The sequence below is a fragment of the uncultured Lamprocystis sp. genome, from assembly GCF_903933125.1.
Taxonomy (GTDB): Bacteria; Pseudomonadota; Gammaproteobacteria; order Chromatiales; family Chromatiaceae; genus Thiodictyon.
This window is the reverse complement of record NZ_CAIZIZ010000432.1, coordinates 1-17,329: the sequence shown is the minus strand read 5'-3', so window position 1 is coordinate 17,329 and position 17,329 is coordinate 1. Positions and strand designations below refer to the sequence as shown.

The 17,329-nt window shown below is 64.4% G+C and carries 14 protein-coding genes; 12 read left to right on the top strand and 2 right to left on the bottom strand.

Annotation, left to right across the window (positions count from 1 at the left end; all coding sequences use genetic code 11):
• Positions 1 to 71: 71 nt before the first annotated feature.
• On the bottom strand, positions 72 to 1,454 hold the full coding sequence (gene yjjJ / locus QZY03_RS23155) for a type II toxin-antitoxin system HipA family toxin YjjJ (RefSeq protein WP_295585009.1): 1,383 nt from the start codon (positions 1,452 to 1,454) through the stop codon (positions 72 to 74).
• 386 nt (positions 1,455 to 1,840) lie between these two features.
• Here yjjJ and tssA point away from each other — a divergent pair, with 386 nt between their 5' ends.
• The 12 genes from tssA (at position 1,841) to QZY03_RS23095 (ending at position 16,719) form a co-directional block, all read left to right on the top strand.
• Positions 1,841 to 2,884 (top strand): type VI secretion system protein TssA, encoded by a 1,044-nt coding sequence (gene tssA / locus QZY03_RS23150; protein ID WP_295585008.1) that lies wholly within the window; start codon positions 1,841 to 1,843, stop codon positions 2,882 to 2,884.
• A gap of 71 nt (positions 2,885 to 2,955) precedes the next feature.
• The gene (gene tssB, locus QZY03_RS23145; protein ID WP_295585006.1) at positions 2,956 to 3,495 is read left to right on the top strand and encodes a type VI secretion system contractile sheath small subunit; all 540 of its coding nucleotides are present in this window, start codon (positions 2,956 to 2,958) and stop codon (positions 3,493 to 3,495) included.
• Between the two features lie 4 nt (positions 3,496 to 3,499).
• The gene (gene tssC, locus QZY03_RS23140) at positions 3,500 to 5,002 is read left to right on the top strand and encodes a type VI secretion system contractile sheath large subunit (protein WP_295585004.1); all 1,503 of its coding nucleotides are present in this window, start codon (positions 3,500 to 3,502) and stop codon (positions 5,000 to 5,002) included.
• A 108-nt stretch (positions 5,003 to 5,110) separates the two neighbouring features.
• Positions 5,111 to 5,596, top strand: a complete 486-nt coding sequence (locus QZY03_RS23135) for a type VI secretion system tube protein Hcp (protein ID WP_295585002.1) — start codon at positions 5,111 to 5,113, stop codon at positions 5,594 to 5,596.
• Between the two features lie 107 nt (positions 5,597 to 5,703).
• Positions 5,704 to 6,540 (top strand): type VI secretion system accessory protein TagJ, encoded by an 837-nt coding sequence (locus QZY03_RS23130; protein ID WP_295585000.1) that lies wholly within the window; start codon positions 5,704 to 5,706, stop codon positions 6,538 to 6,540.
• A complete protein-coding gene (gene tssE / locus QZY03_RS23125; protein ID WP_295584998.1) occupies positions 6,533 to 7,036 on the top strand; it encodes a type VI secretion system baseplate subunit TssE in 504 nt (167 codons plus the stop codon). Before QZY03_RS23130 ends, tssE begins: the two co-directional genes overlap by 8 nt.
• A 10-nt stretch (positions 7,037 to 7,046) precedes the next feature.
• Positions 7,047 to 8,936, top strand: a complete 1,890-nt coding sequence (gene tssF, locus QZY03_RS23120; protein WP_295584996.1) for a type VI secretion system baseplate subunit TssF — start codon at positions 7,047 to 7,049, stop codon at positions 8,934 to 8,936.
• On the top strand, positions 8,900 to 10,036 hold the full coding sequence (tssG, locus tag QZY03_RS23115) for a type VI secretion system baseplate subunit TssG (RefSeq protein WP_295584994.1): 1,137 nt from the start codon (positions 8,900 to 8,902) through the stop codon (positions 10,034 to 10,036). Before tssF ends, tssG begins: the two co-directional genes overlap by 37 nt.
• A 222-nt stretch (positions 10,037 to 10,258) precedes the next feature.
• On the top strand, positions 10,259 to 13,000 hold the full coding sequence (gene tssH, locus QZY03_RS23110) for a type VI secretion system ATPase TssH (RefSeq protein WP_295584992.1): 2,742 nt from the start codon (positions 10,259 to 10,261) through the stop codon (positions 12,998 to 13,000).
• 360 nt (positions 13,001 to 13,360) lie between these two features.
• Entirely contained in the window at positions 13,361 to 14,353 is a 993-nt protein-coding gene (locus QZY03_RS23105) for a peptidoglycan-binding domain-containing protein (protein ID WP_295584990.1), read from the top strand.
• Positions 14,354 to 14,380: 27 nt separating this feature from the next.
• Entirely contained in the window at positions 14,381 to 15,136 is a 756-nt protein-coding gene (locus QZY03_RS23100; RefSeq protein ID WP_295584989.1) for a transposase, read from the top strand.
• 227 nt (positions 15,137 to 15,363) lie between these two features.
• On the top strand, positions 15,364 to 16,719 hold the full coding sequence (locus QZY03_RS23095) for a tetratricopeptide repeat protein (protein ID WP_295584987.1): 1,356 nt from the start codon (positions 15,364 to 15,366) through the stop codon (positions 16,717 to 16,719).
• A gap of 96 nt (positions 16,720 to 16,815) precedes the next feature.
• Here the strand turns inward: QZY03_RS23095 and QZY03_RS23090 are convergent, their stop codons facing one another.
• On the bottom strand, positions 16,816 to 17,187 hold the full coding sequence (locus QZY03_RS23090; RefSeq protein ID WP_295584986.1) for an EamA family transporter: 372 nt from the start codon (positions 17,185 to 17,187) through the stop codon (positions 16,816 to 16,818).
• Positions 17,188 to 17,329: the final 142 nt, after the last annotated feature.

The following is a 17,329-nucleotide window of genomic DNA, read 5'->3' as shown; positions in this document are numbered from 1 at the left end:
AACCCGCCCCTACACCAAGGGTCTGTCCGGATATCAGGTAGGAAGGCTATACAGGAGGTGACGGAAATCGGCTAGACCCGCTCCGCCAGTTCGCGCAACCCTTGACGATGGACCCGCCCCAAGCCGCGCACGGCCGCCCCGATGCGGGTATCCGCGGCGACCAGATCCCAAAAGTGCACGGCCGCCCGGCAGGCAACCAGCCAATGGTCCCGGTGGCCCGGCAACGGCAGCGACGGCGTCCATTCGGCTGCGGGGAGTTCCCCGCCCGGCAGGGGGGCATAACGCATCGGCAGCATGTCGTAGGTGGGCGCCAGACGCAGGCGTCCGCCCGACGGCCGGAAACTGAGATTGCCCAGGTGCATGTCGGAATTGGCGATCAGCCGCCCGAACCACCACAGTCGATGGATACACACGACATCCTCCGACTCCAACAGCTTCGCCGCGGCCAGACCGTCGGCCAGGCAGGCCCAGTCCTGGGTGCCCATCCCGAGCAGTGCGGCATTGAGTGTCTCCAGGCTGCACAGTGGGCTGCGCCCCCGGGGGCCGTGCCGATCGAATCGTTCCACTTCGAGAAAAGTCCGACCAGCCTGGCTCAGGACCCGGCTATGGGCACTCTCAACCTGCGGCAGGGTGCGTGCGCACTCCAAGGCCAAGTGCTCACACACCAGCAGATCCGACCAGCGCCTGACCGCGGGCGAATCATCAGCGCCGGAGAATTTGACCAGGACATGCGGCGTCGGGCGGCCCGCGAGATCACGCCGGGCCGGAAATTTGGGAAACTCACCCGCCGCGCTCGATCCCGGAACCCCTGCGGCCACGGCCTGCGCAGCCAACTGAACATAGGCGGCGGCCGTCCCGTGCTCGGACAATGGCTCGGCCTGGGCCAGGCCGTCCTGCTGCCAGCGTTCACAGGCATCATCGCCTAGAATCAGGTTGCCGCTCATCTCCGACCCGATGCGGCTCAATGCGAACAGGATGTCGTCATCGTTCCACAGATTGGGGTTGTCCGGCACGGCCAATGCGCAATGCACCGCGCGCGCCAATTGCCGGCCCAGGTAGCCCTGCGGGCGCATGTCGTACAACGGGTAGGGCAGACCCTCCCACCAACCTTCGCGTGCCTCGTCGACCACCGGCCAGTCCGTCCCGCGCAGCGACACCCAGCACCCCGCAGGGGCGACCGCTGTCAGACTGGCCACCTGAACTGCACGTCCCGACGTATCGACGGCGTAGAGCGGGTACTCACCTGGATCCCCGCGCACGGCGCGCCGCAACGCATAGCGGGTCCGGCGCGCCTGACCCGCAACCAGAATCGGCTCGGCGCGTTCTTGCAGCAGTCGGTGCAGCGTGGGCACGCTGACGCCCAACGCCTGCGCCAGGTCCGCGGCCCTGACCGCGGCCTGCCGTCCGAGCACTTTGGCCAGGCGGTCACGGGCGAGTTGTTGCTTGTTGGTCACGGGAGCCTGGTGTGTCTGCTGACAGTCAGTTCATTATCGATGACTCAAGGACGCTTGTTGCAAAGAACAAGGATCGGCACGCTGTCGGCCCACGGGGGGTCATACACGGGGATACCATGACGGCGATGGTAGGCCGCTTCCTACGCGTCGACAAGGCGGTTTCCTACGAGTCCGAGCGATTGAACGTCACCGGATCGGGGCGTAATATCCGAGTCGCAGGCGTGGTACCTGACCCCTATGAGCGACGCGTCACAGTCGGCGCTGCGGATCGGCCATCAGGGCACGCACAACCGCGTAACTGCGGCTACACTTAGGCGGAATTACACAAGGCAGGCGCGACCTGTGACGCCTGCCGCGCACCGGCAATGGGGTCATCTTTACCGAACATGAGCACTATTGACATCGAGTCGCTGCTTGGACCGGTCTCCGCGGCGCAGCCCGCGGGGGAAGACCTGGAATACGATCCGGATTTCCGCGCCCTCACCGAGGCTGCGACCGGCACCCCCGAGCAGCAGATGGGCGGCACCCTGGTGCCGGCCGGCGAGCCGGACTGGCGGCAGGTTCTGGCCTTGGGTAAGACCCTGATGCTGCGCTCCAAGAACCTGCGGGTTGCCGTACTCATGGCCCGCGCTTTGCTTGAGAAGGACGGGTTGCCGGGGCTGAACGCCGGGTTTGAACTCATTCGGGGACTGGTCGACCGCTTCTGGGCGGATCTCTACCCGGCACTGGATGCCAGCGACAATAATGACCCGATGGAACGGATGAACGTGGTGGCGGATCTCGCCCACCCGGACACCGTGCTGTCCCAACTGCGCGCCGCCCCCCTGATTCGCTCACGCGTCTTCGGCCCGATCACGTGGCGGGACATCGAGGTCGCGGAGGGTCGCGCCAAGGCCCGTCCCAATACCAAACCGCTGGACACGACCGCGATCGACGGCGCCTTTCAGGAATGTGACCTCGCCGAATTGGCCGCGGTCACCGCTGCCGCCGACGCGGCCCGGACGACCTTGCGCGCCTTGAACCAGGATCTGGCCGCACAGGTCGACGCCTCACAGACGCCCGATCTAACGCCGCTCGCCGGACTGTTGACGCAGATCCACGCCGTTCTTCAAGCCCATTTGGCACCTCGCCAGCCGGCCGCGGAGGTGGCGGCACCGGCGGAGGTCAATCCCGACGGTCCGGCCGCTTCAGGCACGGCGGCACCGGCAGCGCGTACCCCGGGGCAGATCGGCAACCGCGACGATGTGGTGCGCACGCTCGACCTCATTTGCGACTACTATTCACGTTGCGAGCCGTCGAGTCCGGTGCCGTTTTTGCTCAAGCGGGCGCGGCGACTGGCGACCGGGAACTTCGTGGACATTTTGCGCGATCTCGCTCCCGATGCTCTGCCACAGATCGAAAAGGTATGCGGGATCGCCGATAAGCCGTAAGCAGCGCGACAAACCGGGTCGCCCGTGCGGTGACCACGCCCCGAGAGACAATCTTCAAGAGGAGACGCCCAGTGGCGAAAGAGAGCAGTCAAAAGTTCATCGCCCGCAACCGCGCCCCGCGGGTGCAGATCGAGTACGATGTCGAGCTATACGGAGCCGAGAAGAAGGTCCAGCTCCCCTTCGTGATGGGTGTCCTGGCTGACCTGTCAGGCAAACCCGCGGAGGCCCTGCCGCCGGTTGCGGATCGCAAGATGCTCGAGATCGATGTCGACAACTTCGATGACCGGCTCAAGTCGATGAAACCGCGCGTCGCTTTTCAGGTACCTAACAGCCTGACTGGCGAGGGGAATCTCAACGTCGAACTGACTTTCGAGTCGATGGAGGACTTCGCCCCCGCGGCGGTGGCGCGTAAGGTCGACTCACTGAACAAACTGCTCCAGGCACGCGGTCAGTTATCCAATCTGCTCACATACATGGACGGCAAAAGCGGCGCCGAAGAACTGATCGCCAAGGTGCTGAAAGACCCGACCTTGCTGCAGGCCTTGGCGGCGGCACCCAAACCGACCGATGCCGCGGGCACGGCATCCGAACAGCCGACGGCGGAGGGCTAATCCGATGGCCGAGACCGACACCCAAACCGCGGGCGGCGCCCAAGGCCAGACCAGCACCATCGAGGTCGACAGCTTCGCCTCGCTGCTCAATCAGGAATTCAAACCCCGCACCGATCGCGCCCGCGAAGCCGTCGAAGGCGCGGTCGCCACCCTCGCCTCCCAGGCGTTGGCCCAGACCGCGCTCATTTCAGACGATGCGGTTCGTACCATCCAATCGATGATCGCGGCGATCGATCAGAAGCTCACCGAGCAGGTCAACCTGATCCTGCACCACGCCGATTTCCAGCAGCTCGAGGGCGCCTGGCGCGGCCTGCACTATCTCGTCAATAACACCGAAACGGACGAGATGCTGAAGATCCGGGTCATGAACATCTCCAAGCAGGAGGTGCACAAGACACTGAAGAAGTTCAAGGGCACGGCCTGGGACCAGAGCCCCCTCTTCAAGAAGCTCTATGAAGAGGAATATGGACAGTTCGGCGGCGAGCCCTTCGGTTGCCTGGTCGGCGATTACTATTTTGACCAAAGCCCTCCCGATGTGGAACTGCTCGGGGAACTCGCCAAGATTTCCGCGTCCATCCATGCGCCCTTCATCTCCGCCGCTGCACCGACCGTGATGCAGATGGACAGTTGGCAGGAACTGGCCAATCCGCGCGACCTGACCAAGATTTTCCAGACCCCGGACTACGCCGCCTGGCGCTCGTTGCGCGAGTCCGACGATGCGCGCTACATTGGCCTGACCATGCCGCGCTTTTTGTCCCGTTTGCCCTACGGCGCCAATACCAATCCGGTGGACGAATTCGACTTCGAAGAAGACACCGCCGGAGCACAGCACGGCAAGTACACCTGGGCCAACTCGGCCTACGCCATGGCGGTCAACATCAACCGCTCCTTCAAGATGTACGGCTGGTGCTCACGCATCCGCGGCATCGAGTCCGGCGGCGCGGTGGAAGGGCTGCCCAGCCATACGTTCCCCACGGATGACGGCGGCGTCGATATGAAGTGCCCGACCGAAATCGCCATCAGCGATCGACGCGAGGCCGAACTGGCGAAGAACGGCTTCATGCCGCTGGTGCACAAGAAAAACACCGACTTCGCCGCCTTCATCGGCGCCCAATCGCTGCAGAAGCCGTTCGAGTACGATGATCCGGACGCCAGTGCCAACGCCAACCTGGCGGCGCGCCTGCCTTATCTGTTTTCGACCTGCCGTTTCGCGCACTATCTCAAGTGCATCGTGCGGGACAAGGTCGGGTCCTTCAAGGAGCGCGAGGACATGCAGCGGTGGCTCAATAGCTGGATACTCAAATATGTGGATGGCGATCCGGCCCATTCGAGCGAAAACACCAAGGCCAAATGCCCGCTGGCCGCGGCGGAGGTCGTGGTAGAGGAAGTGGAAGGAAACCCCGGTTACTACACATCCAAGTTCTTCCTGCGTCCGCACTACCAGCTCGAAGGCCTGACCGTCTCGCTGCGGTTGGTCTCCAAGCTGCCGTCGGCGAAGGGCGGTTAGACGAAATTCCGTCATCGGCGCGTCCGATGCGATGACGGCTCGGCGGTTGGCGGACCCGCGCGATGCGGGTGCGCGGTTCGATCAAGCAACTGATAGAGGAGCTCGCATATGGCTGTCGACATGTTTCTCAAGCTCGAAGGCGTCAAGGGCGAGTCCCAAGACTCCAAACATACGGAAGAGATCGACGTACTCGCCTGGTCCTGGGGCATGAGCCAGTCCGGCTCAATGCACGTTGGCGGCGGCGGCGGTGCCGGCAAGGTCTCGATTCAGGACCTGTCGATCACCAAGTACATCGACAAGTCCTCGCCGGTGCTGATGCAGTACTGCTCCAGCGGCAAGCAGTTCAAAGAGGGCTTGCTGACCGTACGCAAGGCTGGCGGCGACAGCCCCGTGGAGTACCTGTTGATCAAGATGACCGAGGTGATCGTGACCTCCTACAGCACGGGCGGCTCGGGCGGTCAGGACCTGCTGACCGAGAACGTCAGCCTCAACTTCGCCGAAGTCGATGTGGACTACACACCGCAGAAGCAGGATGGCACCGCGGAAGCCGCGATCAAGTACGGCTGGGACATCGCGAAGAACCTCAAGAAATAACCGCGGGGCACGGCCTGCCCCACTGCGACGATCCGTGCCGCGTTCGCGGGGTTCCGCGGGCGCGGCGGATCGTCGGTCGACCGACGCACCGACCGGGAGAGAACACTATGCTGGCCGAAGAGCTATGGCGCGAAGGCGACCCGGAAGCCTCCTTGCGTCAGCTTCAGGAGCAGGTGCGCAAAGCACCGGCAAACGCGAGCTATCGGGTCTTCCTCTTCCAACTCCTGGCACTCACGGGACAGTGGGAGCGGGCGCTGAACCAACTGACGGTCGCCGGCGAATTGGACGCCGCGAACCTCGCCATGGTCCAGACCTACCGCGAAGCCCTGCACTGTGAGGTGCTGCGCGGCGAGATCTTCGCCGGCCGCCGATCGCCGCTGGTGTTCGGCCAACCCGACCCCTGGTTCGCACTCCTGATCGAGGCGGCACGCCTGGCCGCCCAAGGGGCCGGCGCCCAGGCCAAAGACGTGCGCGAGCGTGCCCTGGAAGCCGCCCCGAGCACGCCCGGACAGCTCGACGGTGTGTCTTTCGACTGGATCATGGACGGCGACAGCCGTTTGGGACCGGTCGTTGAAGCCATCGTCAATGGCCGTTATTACTGGATTCCTTTCCACAATATTTCTGCGATTCGCATGGACAAGCCGGAGGACCTGCGCGATCTGGTCTGGACCCCGGCCTACTTTACCTGGGCCAATGGCGGCGAGTCCGTGGGTTTGATCCCGACGCGCTATCCTGGCTCGGAGGCCTCGCCGGACCCCGAACTGCGCCTTGGCCGCAAGACCGACTGGCAGGAACAACCCGGCGAGACCTATTTCGGTCAGGGGCAACGCATGTTCTATACCGACGGTGGTGAGTATCCGCTGATGGATGTGCGCAACATCGTCTTTGCATCCGGCGCGACGGATGCCGGCGGCGTCACGGGCGCAGACAGCACCCTTGGCTGAGCTGTCGCACAAAGAACGGCTGCAGCCCTCGCTGCTCGACCGGCTCACCGACTTCGAGCCCGAGAAGACGCAGGAGTCGCGAGAGCAGCGCGTCTTCGGGCAGTCGCGACTGCGCGAGGCGGTGTTGCGCGATCTGGGGTGGCTGCTCAACACCACGAATCTGGCGGCTGGACAGGATCTCAATGGCTACCCCCAAGTCAGCAGCTCGGTACTCAACTTCGGCATGCCGGACCTGTCGGGCATGACGCTGTCGGGGACCGACGTCGGCGTACTCGAACGGACGCTGCGCCAGGCCATCATCGACTTCGAACCGCGCATCCTGCGCCAGACGCTCAAAGTCCGCCTGGAAGTCAACGAGCAGCAGATGAGCCATAACGCCATGACCTTCCTCATCGAGGGGGATCTGTGGGCGCAGCCGGTCCCGCTGCGGCTCTTTCTCAAGACCGAGATCGACCTCGACATCGGTGACATTCGGGTCATGAGCTACAGCGGCTAGGACAAGGACCATGGACCCACGTCTGCTCGAATTCTATAACCGAGAACTGCGCTTCATGCGCGAGATGGGCGGCGAGTTCGCCCGTGAATTCCCCAAGATCGCCGGGCGACTCGGGCTCGAAAGCTTCGAGTGCGCCGACCCCTATGTCGAGCGTCTGCTGGAAGGGTTCGCCTTCCTCGCCGCACGGGTCCAACTCAAGATCGACGCCGAGTTCCCCACCTTCACCCAGCACCTGCTGGAAGTCATCTATCCGCATTATCTGGCCCCGACCCCGTCGATGACCGTGGTCGAGTTGCAACCCGACTTGGGCGAAGGGTCACTCGTCGAAGGTTTCGACGTCCCGCGCGACACGGTGTTGCGCGGCAACCTCGGCAAAGGTGAGCAGACGCCGTGCGAGTACCGGACCGCCCACGCGGTGCGGCTCTGGCCGATGGAGATCGCGGCAGCCGAGTATTTCAGCCACACCGGACCCGTCGCCCGCTCCGACCTCCCCGTGCTCAAACGCAGCAAAGCCGGCATCCGGCTGCGCCTGCGCACCACCGCCAACCTGACCTTCTCCCAGTTGGCCCCCGGCCGGCCGGAACGGTTCAGGCTGGTGTTGTTTTTACAGGGATCGGACCGCTTACCTTTTGAACTCTACGCACAACTCCTGGGCGACACGGTCGGAGTGCTGGTGCAGCCGACCGCGCGACCGGTGCCCTGGATCGAGACCCTACCGGCCACTGTACTGAACCCGCTGGGCTTCGCGGAAAACGAGGCGCTGCTCCCCTGCGCCCCGGCGTCATTCCAGGGATATCGCCACCTCCACGAGTATTTCGCCTTTCCGCAACGCTTTTTGTGCGTCGCGGTCGACGGCTTGGGACCTACCCTGGCGCGCGTCGCCGCGCCGGAGATCGACCTGATCCTGCTCTTGGGCGAGCGCTCCCCGGTGCTTGACGGGGTGTTGGATGCCACCAACTTCGCCCTGCACTGCACGCCGGCGATCAACCTCTTCCCCAAACGGTTCGACCGGATTCATCTCAACGACCAGGGCCCCGACTTTCACGTGGTCCCGGACCGCACGCGCCCCACGGACTTCGAAGTCTATCGGGTGGACAGCGTCACCGGATTCGGCTCGAGCGCGACCGTGGAGCGGGAGTTCCGGCCCTTTTATGCACCCGCCGAACTCGGTCCGACCGGCGAGCGACCGGCTTACTACAGCATCCAGCGCGTCCCGCGGCGTCAATCATCCACGCCCCAACACCAGCGGCCCCGCTCCAGTTATATCGGCAGCGAGATCTTTCTGAACCTGACCGACGCGGCGGCGGCCCCCTGGTCCGCCGAGTTGCGGCAGCTCGCCTTGACCGGGCTCTGCACCAATCGGAACCTGCCGCTGTACTTGACCATCGGGTCCGGCAAGACCGACTTTACGCTGGAATCAGGCGCACCGGTGCGAGCCGTGCGCGTCCGCGCCGGTCCCACCCAGCCACGCCATTCACACGCCCATGCCGATACAGCTTGGCGGCTGATCGACCATCTGTCGCTGAATTACCTGTCGATCGCGGACTCCGACGGCGGCAAGGGTGCGGCCGCCCTGCGTGAACTGCTGACCCTGTACGGAGATTTCGCCAGCGCCGAGGGACGCAAGCAGGTGGAGGGTATCCGCCGGGTCTCGTCCCAGGGCATCGTCCGGCGCCTGCCCGGCGTGCGCCCGGTGACCTATGCGCGTGGACTGGAGATTACCGTGGACTGCGATGAAGCCGCCTTTGAAGGCACCGGCGCCTTCCTGCTCGGGGCGGTGCTGGAGCGCTTCTTCGCCCGCTACTGCACCATCAACGGATTCACCGAGACCGTCCTGCGCGCCGACCGCGGGGAGTTGATGCGATGGCCAGCGACCATCGGCCGCCGCCCGATCCTGTGAGCGAACCGGACGCCGGTCCCATGATCGACTGGGCGACTGAACCCGCGTCCGCACCAGTGTCTGCGCCCGATCCGGCGGCGCGTCAGCGCGCCGAACTGCTCGCGGGCCTGGCGCAAACCCCATGGGATTATGGGTTCTGTCACACCTTGCGTCGGCTCGACAGCCTCCAGCCGGATCGCCCGCGAATCGGTGCCTCACCGCGCGCCGCCGATGACCCCGTGCGCCTGGGGCAGCAGCCCTCGCTGCGCTTCGCCCCGGCCGAACTCGCCGCGCTGCACCCATCAGCGGGAGGGCACCCACCGCGCCTGTTGGTCTATTTCATGGGCCTGCTGGGACCCAACGGCCCGCTGCCCCTGCACCTGACCGAGTACGTGCGCGAGCGGCTGCGCCACGCCGCCGATCCGACGCTGGCGCGCTTTTTGGACACCTTCAATCACCGGATGCTCGCCCTGCTCTACCGGGCCTGGGCGCAAGCCCAGCCGGCCGTCAGCTACGACCGTCCGCACGCGGACCGCTTCGGTTTCTATCTGGGGACCCTGAGCGGAACCGGCCTGCCGGCCTGTCGCGACCGCGACGCCATGCCGGATCTGGCCAAGCGCCATTTCACCGGTCACCTCTCCTGCCAGACCCGCCACGCGGAGGGGCTGCGGTCCATCCTGGGCGTGCTCCTGGGCCTGCCGGTGCGCATTGATGAGTGGATCGGGCATTGGTTGACACTGCCCGACAACTGTCGGCTCCGGTTGGGTGAGACGCCGGACAGCGCCACGCTGGGCCAAACCACGACCCTCGGCGGACGCGTCTGGGACCATCAGTCAAAATTTCGTGTCCGCATCGGTCCGCTGCGGCTCACCGCTTACCTGAGCCTGCTGCCTGGCGGGGCCGCCCTGGCGCGGGTCAAGGCCGCGGTCCGCAACTACGCGGGCGACGCGCTCGTGTGGGACCTCAGCCCCGTACTGGCGCAGTCCGAAGTCCCGCCATTGCGGCTCGGTGTCGGGAGCCGCCTGGGCTGGACCACCTGGCTCACCAGCGGTGCGCTCGGCCGCGACGGGGACGATCTCAAACTCGATCCGCACGCCCAGCGACCGGAGTCCGAATTGTAGGGTCCGCTGCGCGGACCGATGGTCGCTGTAAAACTCGCGCTGTAGACCGATGATCGCTGTTTAAGGTGATTTCCGGGAAAGGATCTACCGCCGTGTAGGGGCGAATTCATTCGCCCCTACAACCCAACAGGCTTTCTGCGCATGCGCAGTCGGGATGTCTATGCACGGAAATCGCCTAAGCTCAACGCTCTAGCACTACACCAACGCTCCAGGAGCCAGCCCATGTCCGAGATCAACCGCGCGGCACTGTTCGGTAAGCTCAACCCGCTCGCGTATAAAGCGATCGAAAGCGCCACGGTCTTCTGCAAGATGCGCGGCAACCCCTACGTGGAGCTGGTGCACTGGCTCAATCAAATCCTGCAGGGCCAGGACTCGGACCTGCACCGGATCATCCGCCGCTTCCAACTGGACCCGGCGGGCCTGGCGCGTGACTTCACCGAGGCCCTGGACCGCCTGCCGCGGGGCTCCCGCTCCATCTCCGACCTGTCCTCCGACGTGGAAGAAGCCGCCGAGCGCGCCTGGACCTACGCCACCCTGCTCCTCAACGAGTCGCAGGTGCGCACCGGGCACCTGATGGTGGGCATCCTCAAAACCAAGGGGCTGCGCAGCGGTCTACTCGGCATCTCCCGCCAATTTGAAAAGGTGCAGGCCGACGCACTCACCGACGGCTTTGCCGAGATCTGCGCAGGCTCCCCGGAGGAACGCATGGCGGCGAGCGACGGCTTTCACCTGGGCGGCGGTGCCGCGCCGGGTGAGGCGAGCGACGCCATGGCCCCGGCCCAGATGGGCAAACAGCAGGCACTCAAGCAGTTCTCGGTGGACCTCACCGAGCGCGCCCGCAAGGGGGAACTGGACCCCATCGTGGGACGCGACGAGGAGATCCGCCAGCTCATCGACATCCTCATGCGCCGCCGTCAGAACAACCCCATCCTCACCGGCGAGGCCGGTGTCGGCAAGACCGCGGTGGTCGAAGGCTTTGCCCTGCGCATCGCCGCCGGAGACGTTCCCCCGCCGCTCAAGGAGGTGTCACTGCGCACCCTCGACGTGGGCCTGCTCCAGGCCGGGGCCAGCATGAAGGGCGAGTTTGAGAACCGGCTGCGCCAGGTCATCGAAGAGGTCCAGGCGTCGCCCAAGCCCATCATCCTCTTCATCGACGAGGCCCACACCCTGGTCGGCGCCGGCGGCAGCGCCGGCACCGGCGACGCGGCCAACCTGCTCAAGCCCGCGCTGGCCCGCGGGACCCTGCGCACCGTCGCCGCCACCACCTGGGCCGAGTACAAAAAATACATCGAGAAGGACCCGGCGCTCACCCGCCGCTTCCAGGTCGTCCAGGTCGACGAGCCGAGCGAGGAGAAAGCGATCCTCATGGTCCGGGGCATCGCCTCGACGCTTGAGAAGCACCACCAGGTCCAACTCCTGGACGAGGGCCTGGAGGCCGCCGTGCGCCTCTCCCACCGCTACATCCCGGCGCGCCAACTGCCGGACAAGGCGGTGAGCCTGCTCGATACCGCCTGCGCCCGGGTCGCCATCAGTCAGTCCGCCGAACCCCCGGAGGTCGAGGACTGCCGGCGCCGCATCGAGGGCCTGACGACCGAACTCGCCATCATCGGCCGCGAGGCCGCGGTGGGTGTAGCGACCGCGGAGCGCGAGCAGGCCGTCAACGAGAAGCTGGCCGTCGAACGCGAGCGCCTGCTGGGACTCAATGCCCGCTGGGAGTCCGAGAAGGGCCTGGTGACCCGGATCCTGGAACTGCGCGGACAACTGCGCGGCACGACTGCCCCGGTCGAAGGGACCGGGAGCGACCTGGAGCAGGCGGCCGGGACCGGCGCGACGCCCGCCGCGACCGCTCCCGCCGCCCTCGGCGAGCCCGAGCGCGCCGCGGCCTTGGAACAGATGCGCACCCTCCAGGCCGAGTTGGCGGACCTGCAGGGCGAACGCCCCCTGATCCTGCCGAGCGTCGACGCCCAGGCGGTTGCCTCCGTGGTCGCCGACTGGACCGGCATCCCGCTGGGCCGCATGGTCAAGGACGAAGTGAAGGCGGTGCTGAACCTCGCCGAGACCCTCAACAAGCGGGTCGTCGGCCAGCGTCATGCACTCGATGCCATCGCCGCCCGCATCCAGACCTCGCGCGCCAAGCTCGACAACCCCAACAAACCGATCGGCGTCTTCATGCTCGCCGGCCCCTCCGGCGTGGGCAAGACCGAGACCGGGCTCGCACTCGCCGAGGCACTCTACGGCGGCGAGCAGAACATCATCACCATCAACATGAGCGAGTTCCAGGAGGCGCATAGCGTCTCCACCCTCAAGGGCTCGCCCCCCGGCTATGTCGGCTATGGCGAAGGCGGTATTCTCACCGAGGCCGTCCGCCGCAAGCCTTATAGCGTGGTCCTGCTCGACGAGGTGGAAAAAGCCCATCCCGACGTACATGAGATCTTCTTCCAGGTCTTCGACAAAGGCTGGATGGAAGACGCCGAGGGCCGCTATATCGACTTCCACAACACCGTCATCCTGCTAACCAGCAACGCCGGCACGGATCTCATCATGAGCATGTGCAAGGATCCGGACCTGATGCCGGATGTCGAGGGGCTGACCCAAGCCCTGCGCGCCCCGCTGCTCAAGACCTTCCCGCCCGCGCTCCTGGGCCGCATCGTCACCATCCCCTATTACCCGCTGAGCGATGCGATCCTGGCGACCATCATCCGGCTTCAGCTCGACCGGGTGGTCCGGCGGATCAGTGACAACCATCGCGCCGTGCTGACCTACGACGACGCGGTGGTGGACCTGATCGCCAAGCGGTGTGCGGAGGTGGAGAGTGGGGCGCGGGTGGTGGATGCCATACTGACCAATACGGTCTTGCCGGCGATCAGTCGGGAGATTTTGAATCGGACGATGGAGGGGAAGAAGATCGAGCGGATTGCGATCGGGGTGGCCGACGGGGGGTTCAGCTACAGCTTTGACGGCTGAGTGCGCCTCACCCGCCCTCGCTCCCCGCGCTGGTGACACCGCTCCGCGGTGCCACCTCTAGGTCGGGCGCTCTGCGCCGGGAAGGTGGGGGCGGAAAAAAGGATTCGGGGTTCCCTTGCCAGATGACAGGTATGCTCTACACTCAATCACGTCGACAGCTAGATTCTGAAAAATGTGAAACGGAGGGAAAGAAAGCAAGGCCTTTTTAAACCCCTACAGAAATACAAAATCACTCAGGGAGAATAAATAGTGAAATAGAAGTCAGTACCGAGCTGCAGCTACTCGAGGAATTGAAGTAGGCAGAAAATAGGGTCAAGGAACCAAGCAAGAAATTCCACCATTCTTGTGGAGTCGATCGACATGACAACGCAGGCACGTAGCATCAAATTCCCTGTTGGAAAAATGGGATTGAACGACCCGCCGGATGTACGGGTGATCCAGAAGTTGCTGAACATGGCGCTGGACCGCAAAGCGAAATTCAAGGCCAGCGGGCTCAGCAAGCTGGTGCCCGACGGCGACTGCGGAAAACTTACCATCGGGGCCATCGAGCAGTTCCAGGAAAAGGTCATGGGCTGGTCGGGTCCGGCTGTCGACGGCACAGTGGCGCCGAACAAAGACACATGGAAGGCTCTCAACGGCAACGTTGCTTCCGTTTCAGCGGTAAAGCCGCGCGTTGATCCGCGGCCGACGGCAATAGGCGGATTCAAGGCATTTAAACAGGGAGATTACTCGTCCGAGGTCTTGGGGGATGGAAGCAACAATATCGGCAGCCACGGGTGTGCCCTATGTACCTTGACCATGGCAGCCACGGTGATCGGAACGCCCACCACGCACTGGCCGGAGGGATTGGAACCGTGCGACCTCGATCCGCCGGCAGTGAATCGAATCCTGAGACGCGCCGGAGCCTTTGAATCGTCCGATCTCAAAATGCCGGCGGCGGCCGAAGCGTTGGGGATGAACTATGACGAGCACGGCCGAGTCAAGCTGCTCTCACCCAACGATGTCGAGTACATATCAAGCAATCTCTTGGCCGGTCATCCGATCGCCGCTCAGGTGGACTACAAATCGTCGGCAGTGGGCGATCATTGGATATTGCTCATTCGCCGCAACGGCACCGACGAATTTGATGCCATTGATCCGGCTACAGGGCGAGCGTTGAAGCTGACGAGCGCTCCCCAGACGCCAGCAAGCGGACCATCGCTCACCCGCACCGTGAGCATTCCGCACGGAGTCCTGTTCGGCTGGGGTCAAGGAGGCTCCACAAACCAGCAGCAGTACGTCGTTGTCCGATTCGCGCTGTTGGCTCCGGCCTGGAAGAAAAGGGGTCAGAGCCCTTTTCTCTGTTATGCTTGAGGAATGGCTCCCAACAGGTCCATTCCCATGCCCCGCAAGCCTAGGTTCTTCCTCCCCGACATCCCCACGCATATCGTCCAACGCGGCAACAACCGCCAAGCCGTCTTTTTTGCCGAAAACGACTACCGTGTCTATCTCGGCTGGCTGGGCGAGGCCGCCGAATGCAACGATTGCGCCATCCACGCCTATGTGTTGATGACCAATCATGTGCACCTGCTCGTCACGCCGAAGGACGCCGCCGCCATCAGCCGCATGATGCAGTCGGTCGGACAGCGCTATGTGCCCTACGTCAACCATGAGTATCGACGTAGCGGGACGCTCTGGGAGGGACGCTTCAAGGCCAGCCTGGTGCAAGCCCAGTCCTACCTGCTCGCCTGCTACCGGTATATCGAGCTTAACCCGGTCCGCGCGGGCATGGTCGCTGCACCGGGGGACTATCCGTGGTCGAGCTACCGATGCAACGCACTCGGCGAGCGCAACCCGCTGATCGCCACCCATTCGGACTATCGGACGCTTGGCGGCTCGGAGACAGAGCGACAGGCGGCCTATCGGGATCTGTTCACCGCTCATCTCGATCCGATCCTGCTCGAGCAAATGCACGCTTGCCTGCAGACCGGAACACCTTTCGGCAACGACCGCTTCCGCGAGCAGATTGAGCGGACGCTCGGTTGCGACGTGGGTTACGCTGGGCGCGGTCGACCGAAGCGAGTGGTAACCGTCGATCATTCCAATATCAGGAGCGAAAATGTCTGCGATGCACAACGAAACGCGCAACGATGCTAAACGGGTCGCCGTTGCCTACCCGGGCAGCTGCAGCTTTACAGCCTTCACAGCCGGCGCGCTACAGTCTATCCTGCGGGCCGAAGCGCAGGGCACTTTCTGGCCGTTTTCCTCATGTTCTCATTAGTCCCGTGAGTCCCTGATCTTAGTGCTGGCGGATCCCTGGCCGACCTCTATCCGCCGCTCGCCGATACCCTTGGTGCAAACACAAAACCCGAGGCCTGGCTCCCATGGAACCGACCGCCGCGCAGCCGACAATAGAACCGATTCAAGAACTGAGCGTGGCCGAAGCGCTGAGCCTGGCCAACGCGCTGCACGAGGCCGGCGAACTCGGGCCTGCCTCCGCGATCTACCAGCGCGTCCTCGAGTTGGTGCCCGAGCATCCGGACGCGCTCCATTTTCTGGGGATGGTCGCCCATGCCCAGGGACGCGCCGACGAGGCGCTGCGACTCATGAGCCGCTCCGTCGAGCTGGTCCCCGACCATGCGGTCTTTCACAACAATCTCGGTAACCTGATGCTCGAGAACGAGCGCTTCGCGGATGCGGACCGCGCGTATCGCGCCGCGCTCGCGCTGGATCGGGACAGGCCCGATACGCTCCATAATTACGCGGTGCTGTTGAAGGCACTCGGCCTCTATGCGCAGGCCGAGCGATGCCTGCTGCGGGCCATCCAGATCGCGCCGGATTTCACCGACGCCTGCATCACGCTCTCCAGCGTCTATGCCCAGACCGGGCGAAGCGAGGAAGCCCTGGAGCACAGCGGTAAGGTGCTCAAGCGCCGGCCGCAGGACGCCCGCTCACGCGGAATCCAGAGCCTGGCCTATATCCGGCTCGGGCTTCTCGACAAGGCTGCCGGGGTCTTCCGCGACTGGCTCGCGATCGAACCCGACAACCCCGAGCCGGCGCACCTCCTGGCAGCCTGCACCGGTGTGGGGGTTCCGGTGCGCGCATCCGATGCCTATGTGCAAACGGTCTTCGACACCTTCTCCAAGAGCTTCGATTCGCGCTTGGCGTCGCTCGAATACGCTGCCCCGACCCAAGCAGGCGAGATGGTTGCCGCCTGCATCGGTGCCGCGGCCGCGGACCTGGCAGTGCTCGACGCCGGCTGCGGGACTGGTCTGTGCGCGGCCCTCCTGCGGCCCTACGCGGCCACACTGGAGGGTGTGGATCTCTCCGCCGGAATGCTGGGCCAGGCCCGCCGGCGCGGTCTCTACGACGCGCTACACCAGGCCGAACTGACCGCCTTTATGGAGGAGCACCCGAATCGCTATGATCTGGTCGTATCCACGGATGCCCTGATCTATTTCGGCGCAATCGACGATGCGTTGCGCGCCGCGGCCCGCACACTGCGCCCCGCGGGTTACCTGTGCTTCACGCTCGAGGCGCTCGCAGAGGACGCGACGACCGATTACCAGTTATGCCATCACGGGCGTTATGCCCATTCCAAGGAATATGTAACGACCGCGCTCGGGGAGGCAGGTCTGTCGCTCGTCAAGATCGAGCAGAAGTCTCCCCGCCGCGAGTGCGGCGAGCCGGTCGCCGGCTGGCTGGTCCTGGCCCGGAACCCCGTCCAACAGGCAAGATAAGGAAGGGCAGGGGTCAGGTCTGGAAGAAGGAAGTGACAAAATACCCGTCAGCGAGAATCATTTGGTCAGCGCAATCTTCCCCCTTCGCCCCGGTAATCACCACCAGCGCCCCCGCGCGTACAACATCAGCCCCAGTGAACAGCCGACGATACCGGTAATTTCATTGATGCTCAGGACCTCGCGGAGCAGCAGCCAGGCGAGCATGGCGGTGGTCACCGGCACAAAGGACATAAACAATGAGACGGTCATCGTACCGAGATGGTTGATGGCGTAAGCCACACACATCAACGCGAAGATATTGACGATCACTCCCTGGTACAGCGCCTGGACGGCGATATCCGCCGGCGATGCCTGGGTCAGTGCCGTGGGAAACACCGCCATCAGGGGCAAGAACAACAGGACATTGACCACCGGCACCGTGACCAGCACGTCCCGCCAGCCGAAGCCCCATTGTCGAATGCCGGTCATGTGTCGACGGGTTGCAGCGCAGTCTGAACCCCGTAGCGGGAGATGGTGATCCAGCCGGACCAGAGGCCTTGATCATAATTCCGGCCAGCCGACCCGTCATTGCGGCAGCCCGTCGCGGCCGCGGGCCGCTCCTACGGTAGGA